Source organism: Massilia sp. 01N417 (genome assembly GCF_056399645.1).
On sequence record NZ_JBFTRS010000012.1, the window covers coordinates 126,593 to 141,499 of the forward strand.

Here is a 14,907-nt window from a genome sequence, read left to right on the forward strand (position 1 = left end):
ATGGTCCTGATCATGATTGTCGGCATCGGTGTTTCTCTGGTCAAGCTGGTGGATGGATGGCATGATAGTGTTCAGCGCGAGCGCGAGAAGCAACTCCTGTTCGCCGGTCACCAGATCCGCAGCGCGATCATCCACTATTACGAGCATGCGCCGCCCCAGGCGGTCAAATTTCCCATGGCGCTGGCGGATCTGTTGCGCGATCCCCGCCAGCCGGGCACCGTCCGTCACCTGCGTGAAATCTACCGTGACCCGATGACGGGAAACGACGACTGGGGACTCGTCAAGAGCGCTGCCGGAGAGATCATGGGCGTGTACAGCCGCGCAGCAGGCGTCCCGCTAAAACAGGGGAACTTCCTGCTGGCCGACCGCGCATTTGCGGGCGCGCGCAGTTATGCCGACTGGGTATTCGTTTTCACGCCCGGTCGCTATACCGCATTGCCGCCCAGGCCCGCATCACAATAACGACACTGGAGTTGACATGGAAAAGATCGGAAAGATCCTGATTGTCGAAAACCATGCGCTGCTGCGCGCCGGAATGCGCTCGCTGATCTCGATGGATCCGGCGCTGGAAGTGGTCGGCGACCTCGGCAACGCGAAGGATGCGATTGCGGCTTTGCGGACCGTGAGTCCGGACCTGATCCTGATGGATATTTCAATGCCGGGCATGAGCGGCATCGAAGCCGTCATCGACATCAAGAAGCGCTACCCGCGGATCCGCATCATCATCGTCACCATCCATCGGGCCGACGAGTACATCCATTCGAGCCTGCGTGCGGGCGCCGACGGCTACCTGCTGAAAGACGCGACCCATGAAGAGCTGCAGGTGGCCATTCGCAGTGTGCTGTCGGGCAAGACCTACCTGAGTCCCGACGTTTCCGGCGAAGTGATCCAGCGCTACCTGAATGCCGGGCGCGAAGCGGCCACGACGCCGCTCGGCGAGCTTACCCACCGGGAGCGCCAGGTGCTGAAACTGATTGCCGAAGGCCACACCAACAAATACATCGCGGACTACTTCACCCTGAGCGTCAAGACAGTCGAGAAGCACCGCTCGAACCTGATGCAGAAATTGGACATGCACAACGCTTCGGCCCTCACGGCCTTCGCCATCGACCAGGGGTTGCTGGGACACACGTTCGGGGAGCACTGACGTCATGGGACGCTGTGCCAGGTTCGCCGTGGCGTGGTCGATTGGCTGCGTGGGGACGAATGCCTGCGCCGATGTCTATACCTACGTGGGCAGCGACAACGTCGTCGTACTGACCAACTCCCGTCCGCAGAACCAGAAAGCGGAGGTGCTGGTGGCGGAGCGTGCGGCGGCCGCGCGCGCCTACGAAGGTCCGCCCTCCCGGGCGCTGCCGCAGTCCCGCTACGACGGCATCATCGATTCCGCCGCCCAGGCCTTCGGACTCGATGGCGCCTTGCTGCATGCGGTCATCGCGGTCGAATCCGGATATAACGTGCAGGCACGTTCTCCCCGCGGCGCTTCCGGCCTCATGCAGCTGATGCCCGAGACGGCACGGCTCTTCGGTACTGCCGACGTCTTCGATCCGGCCCAGAACATCAATGGCGGGGCCCGTTATCTTCGCTATCTGCTCGACAAGTACGACAACCAGCTCGACATCGTCCTTGCGGCCTATAATGCCGGCGAGAAAGCACTGCTGAAGTATGGGCGGAAGGTTCCACCGTTCAAGGAAACCCTGCGGTATGTCGAGCAGGTGCAGTCGCGCTACCGCTCGAATCGCGATGCGCGGGCCGGCGACACCGTGCGCGCGCAATTGGACGGGCATTAGGGTTCAAGCAACCCGGCCATGTTGTGGTCCGGGTGGCGGCCCCGGCGGATTTGGTACACTGCGCCTTTTTGCATTGACGACGATGTCCGTACCCGCCGAGCTGCGCACAGGCGCACTGATCCACCTGCTTGAAACGGACCCGCGCAGCAAATGCGATGGCGTGGCGGCCCTGGCGCAAGCGCATGCCGCCGGCAGCCTGGCCCTCGACGCCGCCGCCGTCTTCGAACCGGAAGGCGCGATTCCCGGCCGACCCGCCAAACCCGAGCTGGTGCCGCCGCGCCTGGTCGGCCGCCGCTCGATGGTCACACCGGAGGGCCGTGCGATGCTGGTCCACGCCCTGGCCCATATCGAGTTCAACGCCATCAACCTGGCCCTTGACGCCGTCTGGCGCTTTCCCGGCATGCCGGCGGACTACTACGGCGACTGGCTGCGGGTGGCGAAGGAAGAGGCCTATCACTTCTCGCTGCTGGACGCCCACCTGGGTACGCTCGGCCATGCCTACGGCGACTTTCCCGGCCACGACAGCCTGTGGGAGATGGTGGCGAAGACCCGCGGCGACATCCTCGCGCGCATGGCCCTGGTGCCGCGCACCCTCGAAGCGCGCGGACTGGACGCGATCCCGCCGCTGCGCGCCAAGCTGGCCCAGGCCGGCGACATCGCGGCGGCCGACATCCTCGACATCATCCTGCGCGACGAGGTCGGCCACGTCGAGATCGGCAACCGCTGGTACCTGGGCCTGTGCGCCGAGCGCGGCCTGGAGCCGGTCGCCACCTACGAGCAGCTGGCGGTACACTACAAGGCGCCGGTGCTGAAGGGGCCGTTCAACCTGGACGCGCGCCGCCGCGCCGGTTTTACCGAAGCGGAACTCGCGCGCTACCGTGGCGACAGCGTTTCCTTCGACGCCTGAGAATCGGACGATGGACGAGGCAGACGACAGCAGTCATCCGCGCGGCTTCCTGCTGACCCGGCACTGGCGCGACCTGGATGCCGGCGTCGAGCTGGAGTTCTGGCTGGCGACCGAGGACGGTGCGCGCCGGGTGCGCGTGCCGGGCCAGCGCGCGGTCGCCTTCATCCCGGCCGGGCAGCGCGAGGCCGCCGAATTCGTCCTGCGCGGCGAAAAGGGCTGGGAGCTGCGCGAGCTGGCGCTGACCGACTTCCAGCACCGCCCGGTGCTGGGGCTCTACTGCCGCCACTACCGCAAGCTGCTGGCGCTGGAGAAGCGCCTGCGCCAGCACGGCGTCGACGTCTACGAAGCCGACGTGCGCCCGCCCGAGCGCTACCTGATGGAGCGCTTCATCAGCGCGCCGGTGCTGTTTGCCGGCACGCCGGCGGCGGGCGACCCGCAACTGCTGCTCGACGGGCACCTGAGGCCGGACGGCGACTACCGCCCGGCGATCCGCACCGTCTCGCTGGACATCGAGACCACCATGCAGGGCGAGCTGCGCTCGATCGCGCTGGAAGGCTGCGGCCAGCGCCAGGTCTACATGCTGGGACCGCCCAACGGCGATCCGGCCGGGCTCGATTTCGCCTACGAGGTCTGCGAAAGCCGCCCGGCGCTGCTGGACCGGCTGGAGGAATGGTTCCGGACCCACGATCCGGACGCCGTGATCGGCTGGAACCTGGTGCAGTTCGATTTGCGCGTGCTGCAGAAGCATGCCGAGGCCCTGCGCCATCCGCTGCGGCTGGGACGCGGCGGCGCGGCGATGGAATGGCGCGAGCACGGCGGCAAGCAGGAGCACTACTTCGTGCAGATCCCGGGGCGCCTGGTCATCGACGGCATCGAGGCGCTGCGCTCGGCCACCTGGAGCTTTCCCTCCTTCAGCCTCGAATCGGTGTCGCAAAGCCTGCTCGGCGAGGGCAAGGAGATCGACAATCCCTACGACCGCATGGCCTCGATCGACCGCATGTTCGAGGAGGACAAGCCGGCCCTGGCGCGCTACAACCTGAAGGACTGCGAACTCGTCACGCGCATCTTCGACAAGACCGGGCTGATGCACTTCCTGCTGGAGCGCGCCAGCGTGACGGGGCTGGCGGCCGACCGCAGCGGCGGCTCGGTGGCGGCTTTCGAGCATTCCTACATCCCGCTGATGCACCGCCAGGGCTTCGTCGCCCCCAACATCGGCGACGTGCCCGGCGCCGACAGCCCCGGCGGCTTCGTGATGGATTCGCGCTCCGGCCTCTACGACTCGGTGCTGGTGCTCGACTACAAGAGCCTGTACCCGTCCATCATCCGCACCTTCCTGATCGACCCGGTCGGCCTGGTGGTGGGGCTGGCCGAGCCGGAGGAAGACACGGTGCCGGGTTTCCGCGGCGGGCGCTTCTCGCGCACCCGGCACTGCCTGCCCGGCATCGTGACGCGCGTCTGGGCGGGCAGGGAAGCGGCCAAGCGCGAAAAGAACGCGCCGCTGTCGCAGGCCCTGAAGATCATCATGAACGCCTTCTACGGCGTGCTGGGCACCACCGCCTGCCGCTTCTTCGATCCGCGCCTGGCCTCGTCGATCACGATGCGCGGCCACCAGATCATGCACCGCACCCGCGAGCTGATCGAAGAGCGCGGCTACCAGGTGATCTACGGCGACACCGACTCGACCTTCGTCTGGCTCGGACGCGCCCACGCGGATGAGGACGCGCAGCGCATCGGCCGCGAGCTGGTCGACCACGTCAACCGCTGGTGGCGCCAGACCTTGCGCGACGAACTTCGGCTGGAGAGCGCGCTGGAGCTGGAATACGACGTCCACTTCCGGCGCTTCCTGATGCCGACCGTGCGCGGCTCCGACGAGGGCAGCAAGAAGCGCTACGCCGGCCTGGCCACGGGCAGCGACGGCAGCAACGAGATGGTCTACAAGGGCCTGGAGACGGTCCGCACCGACTGGACCCCGCTGGCCCAGCAGTTCCAGCAGGGGCTCTACGAGCGCATCTTCAAGGAGCAGCCCTACGAGGACTACGTGCGCGACTACGTGGCGCGCACCCTGGGCGGCGAATTCGAGGAGCTGCTGGTGTACAGGAAGCGCCTGCGCCGCGCGCTGGACGAATACGAACGCAACGTCCCGCCGCACGTGCGCGCGGCGCGCATCGCCGACGAGTTCCACATCCGGCAGGGACGGCCGGCGCAGTACCGCAACGGCGGCTGGATCCGGTATGTGATGACGACCGCCGGACCGGAGCCTCTCGACGTCCGCGAGGCGGGGGCGGGGGCGCCGATCGACTACGAGCACTATCTGACCAGGCAGCTGGAGCCGGTGGCGGATGCGATCTTGCCGTTCATGGGGGATAGTTTTGGGCGATTGACCAGTCCGCAGGGAGCTTTGTTCTAGCGGTTGCGGCGCCGTTTTCGCTACCACCGTCGTTCCCGCGAAGGCGGGAACCCAAGTTTGTATGCGCTGACGGAACGCCGGCAGAACTTGGATCCCCGCCTCCGCGGGGACGACGGGTTATCGGTATTCCCGATGAAAACGCGAACCCAACCGCGTCAACACCTCATATCCAATCGTCCCTGCCTCACGCGCCACATCGTCCACCGTCTGCTGCGCACAAAGCAGATCGACCTCGCAGCCCGGCAGGACGCGCGCCTCCGGAATCCCGGTCACGTCCAGCGTGATGCTATCCATCGACACAGTACCCGCAATCGGAACCGACACGCCATCGATGAAGGCATGCCCGCGCCCCGACAGGAAGCGCAGCCAGCCGTCCGCATAGCCGATCCCGATGGTGGCGATGCGGCGCGGGCCGTCGGCGACGTAGCGCGCGCCGTAGCCGACCGCGTCGCCGGCCGCTACCATGCGCGACTGCACGATGCGGGCGCGCAGCCCGACCGCCTGGCGCAAGGGATTGTCGATGCCCGGATGCGGATTGACGCCGTACAGGGCCGCGCCCGGACGCGCCAGGTCGTGGTGGAAGTCCGGTCCCAGGAACACGGCCGAGGAATTCGCCAGGCTGCCCGGAATGCCCGGGAAGCGGGCACGCAGGACGGCGAAGCGTTCGCGCTGGGCGCGGTTCATCGGATGATCGGCCTCGTCGGCGCAGGCCAGGTGGCTCATTGCCAGCACCGGCTTGAACTCGTCCTTCCATACCGGATCGGCCAGCAGCCGGTCGACGTCCACCGGGGCCAGGCCCATGCGCGACATGCCGGTATCGAACTGCAGCGCGGCCGGCAGGCGTTGCTGGCGGCTGCGGCAGGCGGCGCGCCAGTCGGCGATCTGGGCCGGATCGTTGAGCACCGGGACCAGGCCGAATTCGACGAATTCCGCGGTGGCGGCGGGCGGCGGTCCGTGCAGCACGTAGATCGTGCTGTCGTCCGGCACCAGCGGGCGCAGGCGCATGCCTTCCTCGAGGTGGGCGGTGAAGAACACGCGGCAGCCTTCTTCGGCCAGCGCCGGCGCCACCATGTCCATGCCGAGGCCATAGGCATCGGCTTTCATCACGGCCGCGCAGGCGGCCTTGCCGACGGTCGTCTGCAGCAGGCGCCAGTTGGCGCGCACCGCAGCCAGGTCGACCGTCAGCACCGCCCCGGCACGGGCGGTGTGCACGCTAGCGACCATCTCAGGCCTTCGCGAATTCGGTACGGGCGTCCGCCTGGCGCGCACCGGCGTAGCGGAAGATCGCCAGGTCGTCCGTGTGGATGGCCGGGACCTTGCCGCTGACCAGGTCGGCGATCACGCTGGCCGAGCCGCAGGCCATGGTCCAGCCGAGGGTGCCGTGGCCGGTGTTCAGGAACAGGTTGCGCAGCGGGGTGGCGCCGACGATCGGGGTCGAGTCCGGGGTCATCGGGCGCAGGCCGGTCCAGAAGCTGGCTTTCGAGACATCGCCGCCGCCCGGGAACAGGTCGGTCACGACCATCTCCAGGGTTGCGCGGCGGGCCGGGTTCAGCTGCTTGCTGTAGCCGGCGATTTCGGCCATGCCGCCGACGCGGATGCGGTTCTCGAAACGGGTGATGGCGATCTTGTAGGTCTCGTCCAGGATGGTCGATACCGGCGCCTGGGCGGCGTCGGTGATCGGCACCGTGATCGAGTAGCCCTTCAGCGGATAGACGGGGACGCGGAAGAACTGCTTGAGCAGCAGGCGCGAATAGCTGCCCAGGGCGACGATGTAGCGGTCGGCGGTGAGGGTGCCTTTATCGGTGCGTACGCCGGTGATCTGGTCGCCCTGCGACTCGATCGCGCGGATGTCGACGCCGTATTCGAAGCGCACGCCGAGCTCCGCGGCCAGGGCGGCCAGCTTGGTGGTGAACATCTGGCAGTCGCCGGTTTCGTCGTTCGGCAGGCGCAGGCCGCCGACCAGCTTGCCGCGCACCTTGTCCAGGGCCGGCTCGGCCTTCGACAGCTGCTCGCGGTCCAGCACCTCGAAGGGCACGCCGGCCTGGCGCAGCACTTCGATGTCCTTGGCGGCGCCGTCGAACTGGGCCTGGGTGCGGAACAGCTGCAGGGTGCCCTGCTGGCGGCCTTCGTAGTCGATGCCGATCTCGTTGCGCAGTTCGCGGATGCAGTCGCGGCTGTACTCGGCCAGGCGTACCATGCGCTCCTTGTTGACGGCATAGCGGTCGGCGTCGCAGTTCTTGTACATCTCCCACATCCACTGCAACTGGAACAGCGAGCCGTCCGGACGGATCGCCAGCGGCGCGTGGCGCTGGAACAGCCACTTGAAGGCCTTCAGCGGAATGCCGGGCGCGGCCCAGGGCGAAGCGTAGCCGGGCGAGATCTGGCCGGCATTGGCGAAGCTGGTTTCCAGCGCCGCCCCCGGTTGTCGGTCGATCACGGTCACGTCGTGGCCGCTCTTCGCCAGATAATACGCAGTCGTGACGCCGACCACACCGCTTCCCAGCACGATTACTCGCATAGTGTTCTCAGAAAAAATTGATTTGGATGTTGCAGAAGATCTTGCTATCTTATATGTGATATAGCCATAATTGTTTCTATATTTATTTTCAGATTTGGTGAATCTTCATGCGCGTCCAGAAGGAGTCGAACCGGGTCCTCGACAAGATCGACCTCCACATCCTGTCCATCCTGCAAAGCGACGGCCGGATCGTGATGAAGGACCTGGCCGAACGGGTCGGACTGTCGCTGACGCCCTGCATCGAAAGGGTCAAGAGGATGGAGCGCGACGGCGTCATCGCCGGGTATTACGCGCGGGTCAATCCGCAGGCGATGGGCTTGCAGATCCTGGTGTTCGTCGAGATCACCCTGCTGCAGAAGTCGGAAAAAGCCTTCGAGCGCTTCCGCCGGGCGATGCTGGGCATTCCGGAAGTGATGGAATGCCATCTGGTGTCGGGCGACTTCGACTACCTGATCAAGGCGCGGATTCCGGAGATGTCGGAGTACCGGCGGCTGCTGGGGGAGATCCTGCACCTGGCGGATTCGGCGCAGTCGAAGTCTTATGTGGTGATGGAGGAGGTCAAGGAGACTTTGTCTTTGTCGATCAGCAGCTAGGTCCCGTCATGCGGGAACGACGGGAAGAGCATTCCGTGGTTTTTTGGAACACAAACCGGCGAAACCGCGCAAGACTTGGCCCCGTACCGACACAGCGCCCTCGATCCTCACTAAAATCATTTCCCAGAGGAATCATAACTATTCGGGATGGGACATGAAATCGGTTCAGCAGGAAGTCGACGAGCGCAGCAACCTCACCGGCACCAATAAATTCGAGCTATTGCTCTTCCGCCTAGGCGGCGACGAGAACGGTGCGCATAGCGAGCTGTTCGGCATCAACGTCTTCAAGATCCGCGAGATCGTCGCGATGCCGGAGATTACCGCGATCGCCGGCGCGCCGAAGCACGTGCTCGGCGTGGTCAACCTGCGCGGCCAGATCATCCAGGTGCTGGACCTGCCGGGCATCGCCGGCGTCAAGCCGGTGACCGGCCTCAACATCATGCTGGTGACGGAATTTGCGCGCACCACCCAGGCGTTCGCCGTCGAGAGCGTGGAAGAGATCGTGCGCCTGGACTGGAGCCAGGTGATGTCGTCCGAGCACAGCGCCGGCAGCGGCATGGTGACCAGCATCGCCCGCCTCGACCCGCAGGACGGCCAGCCGGCCCGCCTGGCCCAGGTGCTGGACGTCGAGACCATCCTGCGCGACCTGAACCCGCCGACCGACGACCGCCAGCTCCAGCACGCGGTCGGCGACAGGATCCCCGTGAAACCGGGCGCCGTGGTGCTGGCCGCCGACGACTCGGTGGTCGCGCGCGCCCTGATCGAGCAGGGCCTGGATGCCATGGGCCTGCCTTTCGTCATGACCAAGAGCGGGAAGGAGTGCTGGGAGCAGCTGAACGGCATCGCCGCCTCGGCCGAAGCGGAAGGCAAGAGCGTCTACGACAAGGTGGCCGCGGTGCTGACCGACCTCGAGATGCCGGAGATGGATGGCTTCACCCTGACCCGGCGCATCAAGACCAGCCAGCGCTTCTCGAACCTGCCGGTGGTGATCCACTCTTCGCTGTCGGGCACCACCAACGAGGAACACGTGAAAAAGGTCGGCGCCGACGCCTACGTGGCGAAGTTTTCGGCCGAAGACCTGTCGCGGACCCTGCGCGCTATTCTGCGCCCCTGAGTTCCGGTATGATCCGGCAGTCGACTTGTTTCCAAACTGCCAAGTGATCACTACCAAGCCAGAAGCCGACGCGCCCGCCTTGCTGGCCGCGCGCGTTCTCAACCTCGTCAACGGCGGCGTCATCGTGCTCGACGCCGAGCAGCGCATCGTGCTCTGGAACAGCTGGCTGACGCCGCGCTGCGGCCGCGCCGCGGCCCGCGTCATGGGGCGCACGCTGTGCGAGGTCTTCCCCGAGCTGCGCGGCTCGCGGGTGGAGGCGGCGGTGCTGGCCGCGCTGGCCGAGGATACCGCGGCCGCGATCCCGCAAACGGACAATCGCAGCCCTTTCCCATTGCGCGCCGCGGGCAGTTTCGACGGGCCCCTGATCGAGCAGGCGGTGTCGGTATCGCCGTTCCGGGAGGAGGGCGAGACCTTCTGCCTGGTCGAGATCCGCGACGTCAGCGGGACCGTCGAGCGCGAACGGCGCCTGCTCGACCACGCCGAATCCCTGCGCGCCCGTTCCTATGTCGACGGCCTGACCGGCATCGCCAACCGCCGCTATTTCGACGTCGCCCTCGACCGCGAGCTGCGGCGCGCCCAGCGCCTTGGCGGCCCGCTGTCCCTGCTGCTGACCGACATCGACTCCTTCAAGGCCTACAACGACCACTTCGGCCACCAGGCCGGCGATACCTGCCTGGCGGCGGTGGCGCAGGCGCTGGCGGCAAGGCTGAAGCGTCCGGCCGACGTCGCCGCGCGCTACGGCGGCGAGGAATTCGCCGCCATCCTGCCGGACACCGATGCCGCCCAGGCGCGCCGGCTGGCCGAGAACATCCGCGAATACGTCGCCTCGCTGAACCTGCAGCACGCACCGGGCGCCGTGCGTCCCTACGTCACCCTCAGCATCGGCGTGGCCAGCCTGGAGAAGGGGCGCCTGGACGATGCGAAGGCGCTGATCGAAGCGGCCGACAAGGCCCTGTACGCGGCCAAGCGCGGTGGCCGCGACCGCGTGGTGCTCGACGGCGAGGCTTGACGCACCTACGAGTGCGGCGGCGGTCTTGTATTGACGTTGTGGCGCCGGCGTGTATTGATGCAAGAAATTCATGGCGCTTTGCGCGCCATCGCCCTAGCCAGCGTGGCGGTTTTGGCGCATATTACTGGGTTTGTATCCCGGCTTTGCTGCAGATGCGCCGTCATTACAGGAAGATGACGGCAGATCACCGGCAGCAGGCCCTAGCCCGGAGTATTCCATGCTGCTTGGTCTTGTCCGCGTCGCGCTTCGACGGCCTTATACCTTCGTCGTGCTGGCGCTCACCCTGCTCATCATCGGCCCGCTGGCCGCGGTGCGCACGCCCACCGACATCTTCCCCGACATCAAAATGCCGGTGATCGCGGTGGCCTGGCAGTACACTGGCCTGCCGCCCGACCAGATGGCGGGGCGGGTCTCGACCCTGTTCCAGCGCTCGCTGACGACCACCGTCAACGACATCGAACACATCGAGGCGAATACCTACTCCGGCATCAGCGTCGTGAAGATCTTCTTCCAGCCTGGTGTCGACATCGCGGTCGCCAACGCCCAGGTGACGGCGATCTCGCAATCGGCCTCGCGCCAGATGCCGGCCGGGATCACGCCGCCGCTGATCCTCAACTACAACGCGGCCACGGTGCCGATCCTGCAGCTGGCCCTGTCCGGCAAGGGCTTGTCGGAGCAGCAGCTGTTCGACCTCGGCCTGAACACGATCCGCACCCCTCTGGTAACGGTGCCGGGCGCCGCCATCCCGCTGCCCTACGGCGGCAAGCAGCGGCAGGTAGCCGTCGACGTCAAGCCCGAGGCGCTGCAGGCGCGCGGCCTGTCGGCCCAGGACATCGCCAATGCGCTGGCGGCGCAGAACGTGCTGACGCCGGTCGGCAGCCAGAAGATCGACGCCCTCGAATACACGATCCAGCTGAACAACGCGCCGTCGGCGATCGAAGAGTTGGCGCGCCTGCCGGTGAAGGTCGTGAACGGTGCCACCATCTACCTCGGCGACGTCGCCGACGTCCACGACGGCAATGCGCCGCAGACGAATATCGTGCACGTCGACGGCGGCCGCTCGGTGCTGATGTCGATCCTGAAGAACGGCTCCGCCTCGACGCTGGCGATCGTCGACGGCGTGCGCGCCAAGCTGGACCAGCTCAAGGCCAGCCTGCCGGACGCCCTCAAGGTGGTCCCGATCAACGACCAGTCGGTGTTCGTGCGCGCCGCCATCAAGGGCGTGGCGCTCGAAGGCGCGATTGCCGCGGCCCTCACCAGCATCATGATCCTGCTGTTCCTGGGCAGCTGGCGTTCGACCGTGATCATCGCGGTCTCGATTCCGCTGTCGATCCTGGGCTCCATCATCGCCCTGGCGGCGACCGGGGAGACGCTCAACCTGATGACCCTCGGCGGCCTGGCGCTGGCGGTCGGTATCCTGGTCGACGACGCCACCGTCACCATCGAGAACATCAACTGGCACCTCGAGCAGGGCAAGGCGGTCGAGCCGGCGATCATGGACGGCGCCCAGCAGATCGTCGCGCCGGCACTGGTATCGCTGCTGTGCATCTGCATCGTGTTCATCCCGATGTTCTTCCTCGAAGGCGTGGCGCGCTTCCTGTTCGTGCCGATGGCGAAGGCGGTGATCTTTGCCCTGGTGTGCTCCTTCATCCTGTCGCGTACCCTGGTGCCGACCATGGCCAACTGGCTGCTGCGCGCCCACGATCCTCGCGAAGAGCATGCGCACAAGCCGACCAATGCATTCCAGCGCTTCCAGCGCGGCTTCGAGGCGCGCTTCGAAGGCCTGCGCCACCGCTACAAGGGCATCCTGCAGCACTCGATCCAGCACCGCCGGCCCTTCCTGACCGGCTTCATCGCCGTGGTGGCGCTGTCCTTCCTGCTGGTGCCTTTCCTGGGCAGTAACTTCTTCCCCGCGGTCGATTCCGGCCAGGTGCTGATCCATGCGCGCGCACCGATCGGCACGCGGGTCGAGGAAACCGCCAAGCGCTTCGCCAGGATCGAAGAGGCGATCCGCAAGGTCATCCCGGCCAGGGAAATCGTGACCATGGTCGACAATATCGGCAAGCCGGCTTCGAGCATCAACCTCACCTACAACAACACCGGCACCATCGGCACCCAGGACGGCGACTTCCAGATCGCGCTGGGCGAGGACCATGCGCCGACCGCGGACTACGTGCGCAAGCTGCGCGAAGTGCTGCCGCGCGAATTCCCGGACACCACCTTCTCCTTCCCGCCGGCCGACATCGTCAGCCAGATCCTGAACTTCGGCTCGCCGGCGCCGATCGACGTGCAGGTGCGCGGCCGCAGCCTCGATGCCGACTTCGGCTATGCCAACCAGCTGCTGAAGCGCATCCGCGCGATCCCCGGCGTGGCCGATGCCCGCATCCAGCAGTCGAACCGCTCGCCGATGTTCAATGTCGAAGTCGATCGCACCCAGGCCCAGCTGCTCGGCCTGACCACGCGCGACGTCACCAACAGCATGGTGGTGAACCTGGCCGGCTCCAGCCAGGTGTCGCCGACCTACTGGCTGAACCCGGCCACCGGCGTGACCTATCCGATCGTGATGCAGACGCCCGAGGTCCAGCTGGATTCCTTGTCCGCGCTGGCCAATCTGCCGGTCGGCAACGGGGCCAGCGCCAACGCCGCCACCCTCGGCGGGATCGCGCGCTTCGAACGCGCCAACGGCAATGCGCTGGTGAGCCAGTACGACGTCACGCCGATGGTGCAGATCCATGCCACCACCCAGGACCGCGACCTCGGCGCCGTCGCCGCCGACATCCGCAAGGTGCTCGAGGAAACCAGGGCCGACGTGCCGAAGGGCGCCACGGTCGAGATGCTGGGCCAGGTGCGCACCATGGAGCGCGCTTTCTCGGGACTGCTGTTCGGCCTGCTGGGCGCGGTCGGCCTGATCTACCTGCTCATCGTGGTCAACTTCCAGTCCTGGCTCGATCCGGCGGTGATCGTCTCGGCGCTGCCGGCGGCGCTGGCCGGCATCGTGTGGATGCTGTTCGCCACCCACACCACCTTGTCGGTGCCCGCGCTGACCGGCGCCATCATGTGCATGGGCGTGGCCACCGCCAACAGCGTGCTGGTGATCAGCTTCGCGCGCGAGCGCCTCGAGGTGCTGGGCGATGCCGCCGCGGCGGCGCTGGAAGCCGGCTTCGTACGCTTCCGCCCAGTCCTGATGACCGCCCTGGCGATGGTGATCGGCATGCTGCCGATGGCCCTGGGCCTGGGCGAGGGCGGCGAACAGAATGCCCCGCTGGGCCGCGCCGTGATCGGCGGCCTGGTGTTCTCGACCATCGCCACACTGGTCTTCGTCCCCGTCGTTTTCAGCCTGGTCCACGGCCGCGCGCAGCGCCGCGCGGTGGATTCCAGCCTGCCACCCCAATCCGGAGTTCCTGCCCATGCAAGCTAAATCTTCTTCCACGCGCCCGCTGGTCGTCGGCGCCCTCGCGCTGGCCGTCGCCGCCGCGGTGGTGATCGGCGGCCTCGCTACCCGCCATTCCCAGGCCGGGCAGCTCAAGGAGTCCGCCGCGGAGCAGGCGGTGCCGACCGTGAACCTGGTGTCGATGAAGGACGTCGCCGGCAGTCCGCTGGAGCTGCCGGCCCGCATCGAAGCCTGGGCGCGCGCGCCGATCTACGCCCGCGTGTCCGGCTACCTGGCGCACTGGAACGTCGACATCGGCGCGAAGGTAGCGGCCGGCCAGGTGCTGGCGACCATCGAAACCCCGGACCTCGACCAGGACCTGCGCCAGGCCCAGGCCCAGCTGGCGGTCGCGCGCAGCAACCTGGCGCTGGCCGAGAGCACGGCCAAGCGCTGGCAGTCGCTGGTGGCGCAGAACGCCGTGTCGAAACAGGAAGCCGACGAGAAGCAGGGCGACTTCATCTCCAAGCAGTCGACCGTGCAGGCGCTGCAGGCCAGCGTCGACCGCCAGCAGGCGCTCAAGCGCTATACCCGGCTGGTGGCGCCCTTCGACGGCGTGGTCACGGCCCGCAATACCGACGTCGGCGCGCTGGTGAATGCCGGCGCCACCGCCAGTTCCGGCAGCGAGCTGTTCGTGGTGTCCGACCTGCGCCGCCTGCGCGTGTACGTGCAGGTGCCGCAGCGCCAGGTGGCCGCGATCCATCCCGGCAGCACGGCGCGCGTGAGCGTGCCGGAACGTCCGGGCAGCGCTTACCAGGCCAGGGTGGAATCGCTGGCCCAGGCCATCAATGCCGGCTCCGGCACCATGCTGGTCCAGCTGGCGGTCGAGAATCCGAAAGGAGAACTGCTGCCGGGCGCCTTCGCCACCGTGCGCTTCGACCAGGCCGCAATGGCCGACGACGCGGTAGCGATTCCGCCGGGTGCGCTGATCATGGGCCGCCACGGCGCCCAGGTCGCGGTGCTGGATGCCGGCAACCGCGTGCGCATCAAGAATGTGACGATCGCGCGCGATTACGGCAATGTGATCCAGCTGGGGGAGGGGGTGAGCAAGGCCGACCGCATCATCGACAGCCCGCCGGATGGGCTGGCGGATGGCGACCAGGTGAAAGTGGCCGCCGCCGCACAGGCCCGCAAGGGTTGAG

Annotated in this window: 12 protein-coding genes; 10 read left to right on the top strand and 2 right to left on the bottom strand. The window is 66.9% G+C overall.

The genetic code is table 11. The annotated features are described in order from the left end of the window. The 5 genes from AC1DOQ_RS14635 (at position 1) to AC1DOQ_RS14655 (ending at position 5,104) form a co-directional block, all read left to right on the top strand. Positions 1–462: a type II secretion system protein gene (locus AC1DOQ_RS14635; protein ID WP_477365303.1), complete on the top strand. Its 462-nt coding sequence runs from the start codon at positions 1–3 to the stop codon at positions 460–462. A 16-nt stretch (positions 463–478) separates the two neighbouring features. Beyond that, positions 479–1,147 carry a response regulator gene (locus AC1DOQ_RS14640; protein WP_477365306.1) on the top strand — a complete coding sequence of 223 codons (669 nt, stop codon included), beginning with the start codon at positions 479–481 and terminating at the stop codon, positions 1,145–1,147. Between the two features lie 4 nt (positions 1,148–1,151). Next, a complete protein-coding gene (locus AC1DOQ_RS14645; protein ID WP_477365309.1) occupies positions 1,152–1,790 on the top strand; it encodes a lytic transglycosylase domain-containing protein in 639 nt (212 codons plus the stop codon). An 82-nt stretch (positions 1,791–1,872) separates the two neighbouring features. After that, positions 1,873–2,697, top strand: coding sequence for a ferritin-like domain-containing protein (locus AC1DOQ_RS14650; RefSeq protein WP_477365312.1), 825 nt, complete (start codon positions 1,873–1,875; stop codon positions 2,695–2,697). 10 nt (positions 2,698–2,707) lie between these two features. Continuing rightward, complete coding sequence (locus tag AC1DOQ_RS14655) at positions 2,708–5,104, top strand: DNA polymerase II (RefSeq protein ID WP_477365315.1); 2,397 nt, start codon at positions 2,708–2,710, stop codon at positions 5,102–5,104. Between the two features lie 117 nt (positions 5,105–5,221). Here AC1DOQ_RS14655 and alr read toward each other — a convergent pair whose 3' ends face one another. Together alr and AC1DOQ_RS14665 are read right to left on the bottom strand one after the other, a co-directional pair. Further along, complete coding sequence (gene alr / locus AC1DOQ_RS14660; protein WP_477365318.1) at positions 5,222–6,328, bottom strand: alanine racemase; 1,107 nt, start codon at positions 6,326–6,328, stop codon at positions 5,222–5,224. 1 nt (position 6,329) lies between these two features. Continuing rightward, positions 6,330–7,622: a D-amino acid dehydrogenase gene (locus tag AC1DOQ_RS14665; RefSeq protein ID WP_477365321.1), complete on the bottom strand. Its 1,293-nt coding sequence runs from the start codon at positions 7,620–7,622 to the stop codon at positions 6,330–6,332. A 107-nt stretch (positions 7,623–7,729) separates the two neighbouring features. Here AC1DOQ_RS14665 and AC1DOQ_RS14670 point away from each other — a divergent pair, with 107 nt between their 5' ends. The 5 genes from AC1DOQ_RS14670 (at position 7,730) to AC1DOQ_RS14690 (ending at position 14,906) form a co-directional block, all read left to right on the top strand. Next, on the top strand, positions 7,730–8,215 hold the full coding sequence (locus tag AC1DOQ_RS14670) for a winged helix-turn-helix transcriptional regulator (RefSeq protein WP_477365324.1): 486 nt from the start codon (positions 7,730–7,732) through the stop codon (positions 8,213–8,215). A gap of 154 nt (positions 8,216–8,369) precedes the next feature. Next, positions 8,370–9,329 (top strand): chemotaxis protein, encoded by a 960-nt coding sequence (locus AC1DOQ_RS14675; protein WP_477365327.1) that lies wholly within the window; start codon positions 8,370–8,372, stop codon positions 9,327–9,329. Positions 9,330–9,372: 43 nt separating this feature from the next. Continuing rightward, a complete protein-coding gene (locus AC1DOQ_RS14680; protein ID WP_477365330.1) occupies positions 9,373–10,338 on the top strand; it encodes a diguanylate cyclase in 966 nt (321 codons plus the stop codon). A 220-nt stretch (positions 10,339–10,558) separates the two neighbouring features. Beyond that, positions 10,559–13,756, top strand: coding sequence for an efflux RND transporter permease subunit (locus tag AC1DOQ_RS14685; RefSeq protein WP_477365436.1), 3,198 nt, complete (start codon positions 10,559–10,561; stop codon positions 13,754–13,756). Beyond that, a complete protein-coding gene (locus tag AC1DOQ_RS14690; RefSeq protein WP_477365333.1) occupies positions 13,746–14,906 on the top strand; it encodes an efflux RND transporter periplasmic adaptor subunit in 1,161 nt (386 codons plus the stop codon). The genes AC1DOQ_RS14685 and AC1DOQ_RS14690 overlap by 11 nt, the downstream gene beginning before the upstream one ends. Position 14,907 lies beyond the last annotated feature (1 nt).